The 13,932-nt window shown below is 35.6% G+C and carries 14 protein-coding genes; 11 read left to right on the top strand and 3 right to left on the bottom strand.

All coding sequences use genetic code 11. The annotated features are described in order from the left end of the window. The first annotated feature begins 97 nt into the window (after positions 1-97). The 6 genes from opp3b (at position 98) to BAU23_RS20540 (ending at position 5,619) form a co-directional block, all read left to right on the top strand. Positions 98-1,027 carry an oligopeptide ABC transporter permease gene (gene opp3b / locus BAU23_RS20565; protein WP_000534165.1) on the top strand — a complete coding sequence of 310 codons (930 nt, stop codon included), beginning with the start codon at positions 98-100 and terminating at the stop codon, positions 1,025-1,027. Continuing rightward, positions 1,024-2,040: an oligopeptide ABC transporter permease gene (opp3C, locus tag BAU23_RS20560; RefSeq protein WP_000974094.1), complete on the top strand. Its 1,017-nt coding sequence runs from the start codon at positions 1,024-1,026 to the stop codon at positions 2,038-2,040. The genes opp3b and opp3C overlap by 4 nt, the downstream gene beginning before the upstream one ends. Before the next feature lie 18 nt (positions 2,041-2,058). Continuing rightward, on the top strand, positions 2,059-3,102 hold the full coding sequence (locus tag BAU23_RS20555) for an ABC transporter ATP-binding protein (RefSeq protein ID WP_000854345.1): 1,044 nt from the start codon (positions 2,059-2,061) through the stop codon (positions 3,100-3,102). After that, the gene (locus BAU23_RS20550) at positions 3,095-4,030 is read left to right on the top strand and encodes an ABC transporter ATP-binding protein (RefSeq protein ID WP_000166341.1); all 936 of its coding nucleotides are present in this window, start codon (positions 3,095-3,097) and stop codon (positions 4,028-4,030) included. The genes BAU23_RS20555 and BAU23_RS20550 overlap by 8 nt, the downstream gene beginning before the upstream one ends. Before the next feature lie 373 nt (positions 4,031-4,403). Beyond that, the gene (locus tag BAU23_RS20545) at positions 4,404-4,910 is read left to right on the top strand and encodes a matrixin family metalloprotease (protein WP_002074942.1); all 507 of its coding nucleotides are present in this window, start codon (positions 4,404-4,406) and stop codon (positions 4,908-4,910) included. Positions 4,911-4,929: 19 nt separating this feature from the next. Then, a complete protein-coding gene (locus BAU23_RS20540; protein ID WP_001035554.1) occupies positions 4,930-5,619 on the top strand; it encodes a hypothetical protein in 690 nt (229 codons plus the stop codon). 103 nt (positions 5,620-5,722) lie between these two features. On the opposite strand, the gene BAU23_RS20535 is transcribed toward BAU23_RS20540, so the two are convergent. Further along, positions 5,723-7,168, bottom strand: a complete 1,446-nt coding sequence (locus BAU23_RS20535) for an MATE family efflux transporter (protein WP_002074941.1) — start codon at positions 7,166-7,168, stop codon at positions 5,723-5,725. A gap of 352 nt (positions 7,169-7,520) precedes the next feature. Here BAU23_RS20535 and BAU23_RS20530 point away from each other — a divergent pair, with 352 nt between their 5' ends. Beyond that, on the top strand, positions 7,521-9,167 hold the full coding sequence (locus BAU23_RS20530; RefSeq protein ID WP_000727241.1) for a peptide ABC transporter substrate-binding protein: 1,647 nt from the start codon (positions 7,521-7,523) through the stop codon (positions 9,165-9,167). 29 nt (positions 9,168-9,196) lie between these two features. On the opposite strand, the gene BAU23_RS20525 is transcribed toward BAU23_RS20530, so the two are convergent. Next, a complete protein-coding gene (locus tag BAU23_RS20525) occupies positions 9,197-9,400 on the bottom strand; it encodes a hypothetical protein (protein WP_000559981.1) in 204 nt (67 codons plus the stop codon). Between BAU23_RS20525 and BAU23_RS31055 the strand changes: the two genes are divergently transcribed. Together BAU23_RS31055 and spx are read left to right on the top strand one after the other, a co-directional pair. After that, the gene (locus BAU23_RS31055) at positions 9,327-9,527 is read left to right on the top strand and encodes a dithiol-disulfide isomerase (RefSeq protein WP_406910695.1); all 201 of its coding nucleotides are present in this window, start codon (positions 9,327-9,329) and stop codon (positions 9,525-9,527) included. The two genes, BAU23_RS20525 and BAU23_RS31055, sit on opposite strands and share 74 nt — an antisense overlap. 450 nt (positions 9,528-9,977) lie before the next feature. After that, positions 9,978-10,373: a transcriptional regulator Spx gene (spx, locus tag BAU23_RS20515; RefSeq protein ID WP_000258267.1), complete on the top strand. Its 396-nt coding sequence runs from the start codon at positions 9,978-9,980 to the stop codon at positions 10,371-10,373. 50 nt (positions 10,374-10,423) lie between these two features. On the opposite strand, the gene BAU23_RS20510 is transcribed toward spx, so the two are convergent. Continuing rightward, positions 10,424-11,098 (bottom strand): TerC family protein, encoded by a 675-nt coding sequence (locus tag BAU23_RS20510; RefSeq protein ID WP_000362599.1) that lies wholly within the window; start codon positions 11,096-11,098, stop codon positions 10,424-10,426. Between the two features lie 517 nt (positions 11,099-11,615). On the opposite strand from BAU23_RS20510, the gene mecA reads away from it, so the two are divergent. Together mecA and BAU23_RS20500 are read left to right on the top strand one after the other, a co-directional pair. Beyond that, entirely contained in the window at positions 11,616-12,299 is a 684-nt protein-coding gene (gene mecA, locus BAU23_RS20505; RefSeq protein WP_000402127.1) for an adaptor protein MecA, read from the top strand. 72 nt (positions 12,300-12,371) lie between these two features. After that, a complete protein-coding gene (locus BAU23_RS20500) occupies positions 12,372-13,916 on the top strand; it encodes a cardiolipin synthase (RefSeq protein WP_000799215.1) in 1,545 nt (514 codons plus the stop codon). Positions 13,917-13,932: the final 16 nt, after the last annotated feature.

Here is a 13,932-nt window from a genome sequence, read left to right as displayed (position 1 = left end):
GCCTATGATGGGCATGTGCTCTTATTTTAAAAAAATAAAAGTAAGAATATTTCAAACTATCTTATTGCTTTTGAGAAAAACGGGGAGGTGCTTGACTATGGGACGTTATGTATTAAAACGTTTCGTGTACATGGCTTTGACATTATTTTTAATTACTACACTGACTTTCTTTTTGATGAAATTACTTCCGGGTTCTCCGCTTAAAAACCAGGAGAAACTATCACCGGCACAAAAAGAAATCATTCTTGAAAAATATGGTTTAAATGATCCGGTACCAGTTCAATATGCACGTTACTTAGGTAACTTAGCAAAAGGTGATTTAGGGGTATCATTCCAATATGATAACCGCCCAGTAACAGATATGATTGTGGATCGTATTGGACCATCAGCACAACTTGGTTTACAAGCGATTATATTAGGAACATTTATCGGATTAATTTTAGGAATCGTTGCGGCACTTCGTAACAATACGTGGGTCGATTATGGGGCGACAATAATTTCCGTACTCGGGATGTCGGTACCATCATTCGTATTCGCCGCATTACTACAATATTTCGTAGGGGTAAAACTTGGTTGGTTCCCAGTAGCATTCTGGAAAGGACCTGAGTTTACAGTAATGCCTACAATTGCCTTATCGATGGCAGTTATCGCAACAATCGCACGTTTCGCTCGTGCAGAGTTAATTGAGGTTATGCAAGCTGACTACATTTTAACAGCGAAAGCGAAAGGAATTAGCCAAGGCGTTATCATTATCAAGCACGCACTTCGTAACGCATTAATTCCAGTTGTAACAATTTTAGGACCAATGGTTGCAGGATTAATTACAGGGACACTAGTTATTGAGCAAATTTACGCTGTACCTGGACTTGGGGAACAATTCGTTAAATCGATTACAGTAAATGACTATACAGTTATTATGGGAACTACAATTTTCTATAGTGCGATCTTCATCTTAGTTATTTTCATTGTCGATATTTTATACGGAATTATTGATCCTCGTATTCGTTTAGCGGGAGGGAAAAAATGATGAAAGATGTACAAAAATTATCTCCAGATTTATTTCAACCAGCCAATCAAAGTAATGTTGATAATGAAGTCATTGCCCGTCCAAGCTTAACGTTTTGGCAAGATGTAAGAAGACGTTTGTTCCAACATAAAGGTGCAATGTTTGGTTTCGTATTATTAATGCTTATTGTACTACTAGCAATTATAGGACCGATGGTAAGTAAGCATTCTTATAAAGAGCAGGATTTAGGTCGTGCGAAAATGCCACCGAAAATTCCAGTGATTGAAAATATTCATTGGCTACCATTTGACGGTACAGATCAATATGGTGTTGACCAATATGAAAAACGTGATATTAAAGAGTACTTCTGGTTTGGTACAGATGATCTTGGTCGTGATTTATGGACAAGAACATGGGAAGGTACACGTGTATCATTATATATCGCTCTTTTAGCAGCAGCGATTGATCTAGTAATCGGGGTTGCATACGGAGGTATTTCAGCGTTCTATGGCGGCAGAGTAGATAATATTATGCAACGTATTATGGAGATTATTAACGGTATTCCATACTTAATCATCGTTATTTTAATGGTAATCATTATGGGATCAGGTATATGGTCGATTACACTCGCGATGGCAATTACAGGCTGGATAGGGATGTCGCGTATCGTTCGTGGACAAATCCTAAAATTAAAAAACCAAGAATATGTATTAGCATCTCGTACATTAGGGGCAACAAATACACAGTTAATTGTGAAGCACTTAATTCCGAACGTAATGGGACCAATTATCGTAATGACAATGTTTACAATTCCAACAGCGGTATTTGGTGAAGCATTCTTAAGCTTCATCGGGCTAGGCATTCAGCCACCATTCGCATCACTTGGTTCTCTTGTAAACGATGGTTATAAATCAATTCAAACGTATCCACATATGATGTTCATCCCAGCGGTTGTCATCAGTATGTTAATCTTAGCATTCAACTTAATGGCAGACGGATTACGCGACGCGTTAGATCCAAAAATGCGTAAGTAAAAGAGGGGAGAAGTAAAAATGAAAACATTGCTAGAGGTAAAAGATTTGCAAGTCTCCTTTGATACACATGCAGGTGAAGTACAAGCTGTACGCGGCGTTACTTTTGATTTAAAAAAAGGAGAAACATTAGCGATTGTAGGAGAATCTGGTTCTGGTAAATCAGTTACTTCTAAAGCGTTAATGGGATTAATTCCGAATCCTCCAGGACGTATTAAAAACGGTGAAATCGTATTTGAAGGTCGTGACTTAACGAAACTAACAGAAAAAGAAATGCAGCAAGTACGCGGTAAAGATATTGCGATGATTTTCCAAGATCCAATGACATCATTAAATCCAACGATGACAATTGGTAATCAGATTATGGAAGGTCTTATTAAACACCAAGGGATGAGTAAAGCAGATGCACGTAAAGTTGCTTTAGAATTAATCGACCTTGTAGGTATTCCAAATCCAGAAGCGCGCTTAAAACAATATCCTCACCAATTCTCAGGTGGTATGAGACAACGTGTAGTTATTGCGATGGCGTTAGCTTGTAATCCGAAATTATTAATTGCCGATGAGCCGACAACAGCGCTAGACGTTACAATTCAGGCGCAAATTTTAGAACTTATGAAGGACATTCAGCAAAAAACAGAAGCAGCAATCATTTTCATTACGCATGATTTAGGTGTAGTGGCAAACGTTGCAGACCGAGTTGCGGTTATGTATGCTGGTAAAGTTGTTGAAATTGGAACTGTTGATGAAATTTTCTACAATCCAAAACATCCATACACATGGGGCTTAATCGCATCTATGCCAAGCTTAGATGGTTCAGAGGACGAACTATATGCGATTCCAGGAACGCCTCCTGACTTATTAAAACCGCCAAAGGGTGATGCTTTTGCACCACGTAACCCGCAGGCGCTGAAAATTGATTTTGAAATGGAACCACCTTTATTTAAAGTAAGTGATACACATTATGCGGCAACTTGGTTACTTCATGAGCAAGCGCCAGAAGTAAAACCACCAGCAGTTGTTGAAAAACGTATTCTTCAAATGAAAGCAGGTGAACAACATGACTAAACAACGTGAGAAATTAATTGAAGTAAAAAATGTGAAACAACACTTTGATGTGAGTGGTGGTGTTGTTAAAGCAGTTAATGATATTTCATTTGATATTTACCGCGGTGAAACATTTGGACTTGTAGGAGAATCTGGTTGTGGTAAGTCAACAACTGGAAGAACGATTATTCGTTTATACGATGCAACTGCCGGTGAAGTGTTGTTCGATGGTGAAAATGTACATGGTAAAAAATCACGCGCAGAACTTAAGAAGTTCAACCGTAAAATGCAAATGATTTTCCAAGATCCATATGCATCACTAAATCCTCGTATGACAGTAGGGGATATTATCGCAGAAGGTATTGATATTCACGGACTGGCAAAAGGCAAAAAAGAGCGTATGGACCGTGTTCACGAGCTGTTAAATACAGTTGGTTTAAATAAAGAACACGCGAACCGTTTCCCGCATGAATTCTCAGGCGGACAACGTCAACGTATCGGTATCGCTCGTGCGCTAGCTGTAGAACCTGAATTTATCATTGCGGATGAACCAATTTCAGCACTTGACGTATCGATTCAGGCGCAAGTTGTAAACTTACTAAAACAGTTACAAAGAGAAAAAGGTTTAACATACTTATTCATCGCCCATGATTTATCGATGGTAAAATACATTAGTGATCGCATTGGTGTAATGTACCGTGGTCAAATCGTTGAGCTGACAACAAGTGAAGAGTTATATGAGAATCCAATGCATCCATATACAAAATCATTACTATCAGCAATTCCACTTCCAGACCCAGATTATGAGCGCAATCGTAAACGTATCGTATACGATCCAACGCAGCATGATTATGGTAGCGAAGTACCAACAATGCGTGAAATTCGCCCAGGACATTTCGTATTATGTTCTGAAGCAGAGTATAAGAAATATAAAGAGATTTATCAATAATAAAAAAGCCATTCTTCCGCTACGGAAGAGTGGCTTTTTTATTGATGGAAGGGATGACAGGATAGAGTTGCTTTAAAATTAGTTTATCTCAATAGTTGTTACTTAATCTAAACTTATAAAAAAGAATTTTTTATAAGTTTATTTCTATTTTGAGACTAGAAAATAAGTGTTTTTTTAGTAGGAAAAGCTGATTTTATTATTTTGATTGGTGAAAGAGATAGTACTAATATGTAGATATACATCATGATGTGTTTTTGAAATAGAAGCGTTTGTGTATATATAGTAAACGAAAAGATTTATAGAATCATGAAAGAGAACGAGTATCTATTAAAAATAATGGGGAGGAAGTAATTTGTTGAAAAAAATTATTTCGATGTTCGTCGCTATTGGAATAGTATTCATAGTAGGTAGTAGTTTGAATGTGTCAAATGCGTATGAAAAGACAGGATACAAATTATCGACAAAAACCCAAAGTTTTAAATGGGGTGACCGTTTATCGGGAAGCAGTGTAATAAAGAGTGGTTGGCAGGATGCTATTTCATCTTGGCAAAATAGTGCAGCTAATGCCAAATTCTTTTATCACGGATCTTCGGTGCACACATTAAATTCGTGGTATGAATCCTCGTCCACATATTATGGAAGAATGATTGTTCAACTAAATAATAAAATTGTTACGAAGTTTTCTGGAGACATTAATGCAGGTAATACAAATATCACGAAATCAAATGTCGCTAAAAGTACGGCTGTTCATGAATTAGGACATGCATTAGGACTCGATCATAATACAGGGACATCTATTATGAATAGTGATAGAGATCGTACCAAAATGCATGTTCCTCAAAAAGATGATGTGAATGGTGTAAATGCAATTTATAAGTGAAAGTAAGGAGGGATATATAATGAATAAAAAATTGAAATTCATTTTGTTGGCAGTTCCTTTCGCAATTTGCTTAAGTATAGGGGGATATAGTATTTATTTTGGAGAAGTCGAAGATAAAACAATTGTAATAACTAAAGATTTTCCATCCACAAGTAGATTAGAAGACATGGTTAAGGAAGCCGATGTAGTTGCAATAGGCAATTATGATGGCTTTCATTCAACTTGGAATATGGCGCGTAATCCACAAGACATTAGTCAAGAAGATCAGGAGAATTATGTAGAGGGCCATTTATACAATTTTAACGTAAAAGAAGTTTTAAAAGGAGACTCCTTACAAGATAGAGTGAAAATTAATTATCGATACGCAGAACAAATTGAAATCGATGATTCGAATAGTAAGGTTGTAAATGAAGACCCTCTTTATATAAAGCCGGAGATTGGGAAGAAATACATGTTATTTTTGAAAAAAGATGAAAATATGAATCATTACTTTGGCGCAATTGAACCATTTTCCATAATGTTTGATGAAAATGATATAGCGTATTTACAGTCAAACTTATTACATGTAGACGAAGAGAGATTAAGTGTTAAAAAGAAACAAGATAACCAAACATATATTTTAAAAAATCAATTGGATCATACAATATCGGATACGATTTCTAATAAGAACATTGACGAATTGAAGATAGAAATTGAAAAGTATAATTAAAAAAAGCTGTTCCAACAATTTGTTGGAACAGCTTTTTCTACTATTTAAAGACTCTCCAATGCAAATTTCATTTAAAAATGACTTCATCTCGATTAAAGGAGTGTTACTGCGCCTGAACAGAAACGTTCTCATCTTGCTCATTTGGTTTAACAAGTGCATAACGTTCCCACGCTCTACTTCTCCAGCGGAAGAACATAATAATGGCACGCGTCCATTCATCAATAGCAATCGCTAGCCAAATACCAACGAGCCCCATATCTAAATGGAAGGCGAAAAAGTAACCGAGTGGTAAACTCATTAACACCATAGAGAATGCACCGATTAAAACTGGGTATTTTGCATCACCAGCTGCACGAAGTGAATTGATAATGACGATGTTCATCGTACGTCCTGTTTCAAGTAGTACACTTAGTAAAAGAACTGACGCACCTAATGTAATAATGTGCGGATTATCTGTAAATAGTCCCATTAATTGTGTGCGGAATGTAATAACGAGAGCGACCATACATAAAGTGACACCAATCGCCCACTTTACACTTTTCCATACGCGTTCATACGCTTCGTCTTTTTCACCACCGCCAACGAGGCGCCCGATAATAATTGCTGTTCCCATACCGATTGCAATAGCGAATAAATAAGTGAACATAGAAATGTTAGTAGCGTATTGCCTTGCTGCTAATGATTCTGTACCTAAGTATGTTGCGTAATATAAGAAGACAATTTGACAAGCTTGATACATGACTTGTTCGAATGCAGATGGAATGCCGATCTTTAATATTTTGCCAACGTATTCTTTTGATAAAGTGAAGTAATATTGTAATTTCACACGGTATTCCATAACGCGGTATAGTAACCAGAAGAACACAATAAGTGCCAGTAGTCGACTGACAGCGGAAGAAATCGCGGCCCCTTGTACACCAAGTTCAGGGAAACCGAATTTCCCGAAAATAAGTACGTAGTTTCCGGCGATATGAATAATATTCATTCCAAGCGAAACGAACATTGCCTGCTTTGTAAAGCCGTGAACACGGATAATTGCGGCTAATGAGTTAATAATAGCTTGAAGGAAAATAGCTCCTCCGACGATGGATAAATAACTTTGTGCATACATTAGTACATCGCCTTGTAAATTCATTGCCATCATCATATGTTTTGAAAATAAAAGAAAAGCAGCGCTTATAACGAGTCCGACCACTAAGTTTAATGTGACGGCTAATGCTGATATTTTAGATGCTTCCATAAAACGTTTGGAACCGAGGTATTGAGATACGACGATTGCAGCGCCGTTCCCGATTACTTCTAGTACCAAAATAGCGATATGGAGATATTGATTCGCTGCACCAACCCCAGATACAGCATCGTCTGATAATGCACTTAACATAAAAGTATCAGCGATCCCCATCAACATAAAAAGAAAAACTTCTAGAAAAATAGGCCATGTTAATAGGAATAAACTTAGTTTCTCAGTTGGCCCACTTTTTGAGTGAATTGCTGTCATATCTGTCCCCTCTTTACCGATATCTATTTTTAGCAAAGTGTATCGTAACATACTTTCATAGCCATTGCACTCATTTTAACCTACATACTTTTAATATGAAGAGACCTCCATTTTATGTTAATAAGAGAAGGATAATTATACGTAAAATATTATAGAATATAAAATTTATTTTTATCTGATAATTTAGAAAAATATAAAAATAATGTTTTTTGGCGTTTTGGTCAGGGAAAATAGCAATGTGAAACGTTTTCAAGGGATTATTTTTTAACAGAAAATTTTAATAAAATAGAAATATAAATATACAAAGATTATATTTGTGTGTATAATATGAATTATTAGAACATATATATATTTCTTTCTGTTTGAAAATGAAAGGGCTAACATTTTTTGGAGGGGTGGAAGTATGAAAAAAAAGATACCAGTTTTTGTAGCATCAACAGTAGCGATGAGCATGATTTTAGGGGCATGTGGCTATCAAAAAGATGAACCGCAAGCGAACGCAAAAGGGGATAGCGGGAAAAGCGGTGCGAAGCAAGTTATTAATTTAATTGAAACACAAGAAATTCCAACGATGGACCCAGCGTTATCAGCTGATGCAGTTTCTTCAAAAGTAATGAATAATACGATGGAAGGTCTATACCGCCTTGGTAAAGATGATAAATTAGTGCCAGGTGTAGCGAAGGAATTCCAGAAGTCAGAAGACGGTAAAAAATATACATTCAAATTACGTGAAGATGCAAAATGGTCAAATGGTGACCCTGTAACTGCGAAAGATTTCGTGTATGCATGGCAAAGAGCGATTAATCCAGATACAGCTGCGAAATCAGCGTATATTATGTACGATATAAAAAATGCTGAGAAAATTAATAAAAAAGAGATGAGTCCAGATCAATTGGGCGTGAAAGCGATTGATGATCATACATTAGAAGTAGAATTGGATAATTCTATTCCATACCTTGTTGATTTAATGGTCTACCCGATCTTCTATCCTGTGAATGAAAAGTATGTGAAAGAGCAAGGTGCACAGTTTGGTTTAGAAGCAAATACAACACTTTATAACGGACCATTTACATTAAGTGATTGGCAACATGAACGTAGCTTCAAAATGACAAAGAGCCCATCATATTGGGACAATAAAGAAGTGAAGCTTGAGGAAGTAAACTTTAATATTGTAAAAGATACGTCTACGCCAATTAATTTATATGAAACAAACGCAGTCGATCGAGCGACGTTATTAGCAGAGTTCATCGATAAATATAAAGGAAAACCAGATTTCAAAACGGTAGAAGATACTTCTGTATTCTTCCTTCGCTTAAATCAAAAAGATCCAGCTTTAGCAAATAAAAATATTCGTAAAGCAATTTCTCTTGGTTTTGACCGTAAACCATTCGTTGATACATTATTAAATAACGGTTCTAAGCCAGCGACGGGATTAATTCCTGACAATTTCATTAAAGGACCGGATAAAAAAGATTTCCGTGCTGAAAATGGAGATATTATAAAACCAAATGTAAAAGAAGCAAAAAAGTATTGGGAAGCTGGTAAAAAAGAGCTTGGTAAAAACGAAATTGAATTAGAGCTATTAAATGAAGATGTTGAATTATCGAAGAAAACTGGTGAATATTTAAAAGGTGAATTAGAAAAGAATTTACCAGGCTTAACAGTGAAAATTAAACAACAGCCATTCGCGCAAAAACTAAAATTAGAAGATGCGGGCGACTTTGTAATGTCATTCTCTGGATGGAGTGCAGACTTCCCAGATCCAGTTACATATCTTGATATGTTTGTAACTGACGGGGCACAAAATAAAATGAAGTATTCTAATCCGAAGTACGATGAGATTATTATGAAAGCGAAGAAAGATGGAAGCGACGTAAACGCTCGCTGGAAAAACTTATTAGAAGCAGAAAAAATGTTACTTGATGATGCTGCGATTGTTCCAGTATATCAACGTGGTAGAGCATATTTACAAAGAGAAACAATTAAAGATATGTACAACCATAAATATGGCGGGGAAGTAAGCTTCAAATGGGCATCAGTAGAGAAATAACAAAAAAAGCAGGTGATTACCTGCTTTTTTTAGTACGTACGCTTTTTATAAATGCCTTTTCCGCCAACTTGATTCCAGCCAGATTGTACATCTAAACTTTTGTTAACAAACTTCATTTTTTCTTTTCCACCAAAGAGTTTTTCACCGATACTATTTGTAATGACACCAATCAATGCTGTTATTCCGATGATGAGGGTAGCAACAATGATAAAATCAGTAAAAAAAGCAATCATATGCAAATTCCCCCTTTGCCTGTCTGTATTTTTATTGTATGAGATAAAAGGTGAAAAAGAAAGAAATGTCAGAAAAATTTTGATTAATTTTAGAAATCTTATAGACATGAGGGATGAGATTTGTTAATATAAGAACAAGTGTTCTTGTTTTGTTTTAGCTTTTGGTCTTACATTTCTCAATTGAATTATTGGGAAAAGGTAAGAAAACGTTCTCCTTTAGGCGATTCATGTTATGAAAAAACAATCGTATATAACATGAAGTATATTGTAAAAAGTAGGTGTCAAAAGGATTGAAGATTGTTGTTAGATGACAGTTAAAGTGAGTGTAATCATGTTACATAGCAGTGGAATACACGGAGAAGTTTTCTCAACTAGCAGTAAATTTACTGTATATTTCTTGGAAAAACTATTGTATAATGATTATAGAAGTTACTTATTAAAAGTAATTATTGTTGCTTACATGAATTGCGATTTTTTACTTTGCTATAAGACAAGTTATCGCGAAAAATTGCGGAAGTTAGAAATTTAAACTGTAATTAGTACAGAATTTGTACTCTTTAAGGAGAGTGAGCTTTGTATGGTAACATTATATAGTTCTCCAAGCTGTACGTCTTGTAGAAAGGCGAAATTATGGCTAGAGGAAAATCATATTCCTTATACAGAACGTAATATTTTCTCAGATCCATTAACGATTGAGGAAATTAAAGAGATTTTACGTATGACAGAAAGCGGAACGGATGAGATTATTTCTACTCGTTCAAAAGTTTTCCAAGAATTAAATGTAAACTTAGAGTCTTTACCACTTCAAGATTTATATAAGATGATTCGTGACTATCCAGGGATTTTACGTCGTCCAATTATGATTGACGAGAAGCGCCTTCAAGTAGGTTACAACGAAGACGAAATCCGCCGTTTCTTACCACGTACAGTAAGAACGTTCCAATTACGTGAAGCACAGCGTCTTGTAAATTAATTATAATAATATGAAAACCTTCTACCTATTATATAGTAGAAGGTTTTCTTTTAATGTTTCACATTTCGTAATCGAACTCGTTGGACGATAATACCGATGCATAAAACGGTGAAAATGAATAAGTAAGGAATACTTGTCGTGAAACTTGGGTTGTTATGAAAAAAAGTTGCAAGTCTGTCTTCATGTGTAATCATTTTTCCTGCTGTATAGGCGAGAACTGCTGCCCCGCAAAAAATGAGGAACGGAAAACGTTCCATGAGTATTAAAATAAGTTTGCTGCCCCAAATGATAATCGGGATAGAAATGAGTAGACCGATTATTACGAGTAATAATCTTCCGTGAGCTGCACCCGCAATGGCAATAACATTATCAAACCCCATAACGAGATCTGCGAATACAATCGTACGCACCGCTTGGAATAAAGTCGTTTTTCCTTGAATCGAAGAAAGATCGTTGTTAGTATCAGTTAGTAAATTTACTGCAATTAATGTGAGTAAAACTCCGCCGATGAGTTGTAAAAATGGGATGTCGAGTAAATAGACAGCTAGTATTGTGAGGAGAATTCGCAGCACAATTGCTAAAATAGTACCAATCAAAATTGCTTTATTTCGTTTTGATTCAGGTAAATTTCGGCTAGCTAATGCGATAACAATTGCGTTATCACCACCTAGTACAACATCGATACCGACGATCATTAGTACAGATGTTAAAAACTCTAAGTCCATTCGTCTGCCTCCGTTTATGATGTTTTAATAAGCGATATGTATGTGATGAAGAAAGTTTGTTTAGCTTTTATCCCGCGCCTTTGGGATTAAATAATCTTCTCTTATAGAAGTTTCACTTTATTACAGTGTACGGGGCAATACGCAAATGTATGTCCAAATTTTTTGTGAACAGAGAATTGGAATAATGATATTTAGCCGACTATCTGCGGGTAGTAAGACTCCGTCACAAAATCCGGCTATAAAGCAAAGTAGTTAGTTTTGAACTTTCCTGTCCGTAAATGCCCGATTAGTGTGGCTAATAATCAACGTGGATGAGCAAAGACCCCATTAATTAAAGTTTCAGTTTATGTAAGTAGCCGAATGCAGATAGGTATATAACTATTTTTGTAAAATAAATCGATTTTATTTCCATTCTGGAGAATCTTATCATAAAATGAGAGTACGAGAATCTATTGACTTGTCATATGAGTGGGGAATCCCTTCATAACAATTCTAAACAGGAAGGGAGAGTTGTATTTTGGAAATTGAAAGAATTAACGATCATACGATGAAATTTTTTATTACGTACGTTGATATAGAGGACAGAGGGTTTAACCGTGAAGAGATTTGGTATGACCGCGAACGGAGTGAAGAACTCTTTTGGGAAATGATGGATGAAGCTCGCGATCATGATGACTTCTTTATTGATGGACCGTTATGGATTCAAGTGCAAGCAGTCGACAAAGGGATTGAAGTACTTGTAACGAAAGCAGAACTTTCAAAGGATGGACAAAAATTAGAACTACCAATAGGTGTAGACAAAATTATAGATATTCCTTTAGATGAAGGAATCGAATCATTATTCCAGCAAGAATTAGAGGAAGAGGAAATAGAACCGACAGGTACAAACTTTAATGAAGATGGTACGTTTGGCTTTTTAATTAAGTTTAATGATTTTGAAGATGTAATTTCATTAAGTCATCGTCTAATTTTTGAAGATATAAAAGATGAACTGTATTCATTTGAGGACCGCTATTATGTATATGTGGAATTCGATGAAGTGCTACATGATGAGGAAGAGATTGATCGTATTTTAAGTATTGTTTTAGAATATGGGGAAGAATCTACTTTAACGATTCATCGTGTAAGTGAGTATGGAAAACAAGTTGTGAAAGAGCATGCGCTTGAGACAATTCGTAACCATTTTCCTTCTAAAACGTAGGCCGATTTCTATAGTATGAAATCGGCTTTTTTTATGAAGAATAGGAAAGTTTTCTTAGTAAGGAGGTAAGAGATGAAAAACACGTTAAAATTACTTTTCTTTTTTCTACTATTGTTCGCATTATTTGTTTCATTACGCATGTTTATTGATGTAGCATTTTATTCGGATGTCATTGGTATAAAAGACGTTTCGATTTTAGGTATTATTAGTATTTTATTTACGGTTTCCGCATTTTTAATTGGATGTGTTATTTTCTTAGAAAACAGACATCCTTCGAAAACGCTTACATGGTTAATCGTACTAGGAATTTTTCCAGTGTTCGGTTTCTTTGCTTATTTATTATTTGGACAAAACTTTCGCAGAAAAAGAATGTTCCAAAAGAAGGCGTTACTCGATGAACAGGCGTTTTTACAATATAAGGGGCACGAAGATTACGAAGAACGAATTTTACGAGACCATAAGCATCAAGAATTGTTATTTCGTTTAGCTGATCGATTGGGTGCTTTAAATATTTCATTTCAAACTGAAACGAGGACATTAACAAATGGAGATGAAACGTTTCAGGCAATTTTAGATGGATTAAATCGAGCGAAACACCACATTCATATGGAGTATTACATTGTGCGTGATGACAAGCTCGGTACAGAAATTAAAGATATTTTAATGAAAAAAGCAAAAGAAGGCGTTGTCGTCCGTTTTTTATATGATGCGGTTGGAAGTTTTAAATTATCAAATTCATATATTGAAGAATTGAATGATGCAGGAGTAGAAATGATTCCATTTTTCCCTGTGCGCTTTCCGATTTTAAACGATAAAATTAATTATCGAAACCACCGCAAAATCGTTATTATAGATGGAAATGAAGGGTTTGTAGGCGGATTAAATATTGGAGATGAATATTTAGGGAAAGATAAATACTTCGGTTTTTGGCGAGATACGCATTTATATTTGCGCGGTGAAGCAGTTCAAAGTTTACAGCTAATTTTCCTTCAAGATTGGTTTTATATGACTGGTGAGGCAGTATTAGCACCTGAATATTTACAAGCGAAAGCAGTTGAGGGTGATCATTGGGGCGGAGTCCAACTTGTTGGAGGTGGACCAGATAATAAATGGGAAACAATTAAACATTTATATTTTGCAATGATTGCTTCAGCAAGGAAATCGATTTGGATTGCAACACCATACTTTATTCCAGACGATGATATTTTATCTGCATTAAAAGTAGCTGCACTTGCTGGTATCGATGTTCGTTTGTTAATGCCAAGTAAGCCAGATAAGCGCACTGTCTTTTATGCATCAAGATCGTACTTTCCGGAGTTATTAGATGCAGGAGTAAAAATATATGAATATGAAAAAGGTTTTCTTCATAGTAAAGTTGTTATCGTTGATTCGGATCTCGCTTCAATTGGGACAGCTAATATGGATATGAGAAGTTTTCATTTAAACTTTGAAGTAAATGCCTTTTTGTATGATACAGATAGCATTCGAAAGCTCGTGCAAGATTTTAAAGACGATTTAGAAGAATCCAGTGAAATTCATGTTGATCGATTTCATAAGAGACGTCTTCATAGGCGGATTGTTGAATCGACGTATCGGTTATTATCACCTTTATTATAAAAAGAGATGTCCTAAT

It is taken from the genome of Bacillus nitratireducens (assembly GCF_001884135.1).
GTDB lineage: Bacteria > Bacillota > Bacilli > Bacillales > Bacillaceae_G > Bacillus_A > Bacillus_A nitratireducens.
Note: the sequence above shows the minus strand (reverse complement) of the source record. Positions and strands in the feature narration are given on the sequence as shown.

Bases quoted from the DNA above. Each gene is read 5' to 3' on its own strand.
- opp3b (WP_000534165.1), top strand. From the start codon at position 98: ATGGGACGTTATGTATTAAAACGTTTCGTGTACATGGCTTTGACATTA.
- opp3C (WP_000974094.1), top strand. From the start codon at position 1,024: ATGATGAAAGATGTACAAAAATTATCTCCAGATTTATTTCAACCAGCC.
- BAU23_RS20555 (WP_000854345.1), top strand. From the start codon at position 2,059: ATGAAAACATTGCTAGAGGTAAAAGATTTGCAAGTCTCCTTTGATACA.
- BAU23_RS20550 (WP_000166341.1), top strand. From the start codon at position 3,095: ATGACTAAACAACGTGAGAAATTAATTGAAGTAAAAAATGTGAAACAA.
- BAU23_RS20545 (WP_002074942.1), top strand. From the start codon at position 4,404: ATGTTCGTCGCTATTGGAATAGTATTCATAGTAGGTAGTAGTTTGAAT.
- BAU23_RS20540 (WP_001035554.1), top strand. From the start codon at position 4,930: ATGAATAAAAAATTGAAATTCATTTTGTTGGCAGTTCCTTTCGCAATT.
- BAU23_RS20535 (WP_002074941.1), bottom strand. From the start codon at position 7,168: ATGTTACGATACACTTTGCTAAAAATAGATATCGGTAAAGAGGGGACA.
- BAU23_RS20530 (WP_000727241.1), top strand. From the start codon at position 7,521: ATGAAAAAAAAGATACCAGTTTTTGTAGCATCAACAGTAGCGATGAGC.
- BAU23_RS31055 (WP_406910695.1), top strand. From the start codon at position 9,327: ATGACACCAATCAATGCTGTTATTCCGATGATGAGGGTAGCAACAATG.
- BAU23_RS20525 (WP_000559981.1), bottom strand. From the start codon at position 9,400: ATGATTGCTTTTTTTACTGATTTTATCATTGTTGCTACCCTCATCATC.
- spx (WP_000258267.1), top strand. From the start codon at position 9,978: ATGGTAACATTATATAGTTCTCCAAGCTGTACGTCTTGTAGAAAGGCG.
- BAU23_RS20510 (WP_000362599.1), bottom strand. From the start codon at position 11,098: ATGGACTTAGAGTTTTTAACATCTGTACTAATGATCGTCGGTATCGAT.
- BAU23_RS20500 (WP_000799215.1), top strand. From the start codon at position 12,372: ATGAAAAACACGTTAAAATTACTTTTCTTTTTTCTACTATTGTTCGCA.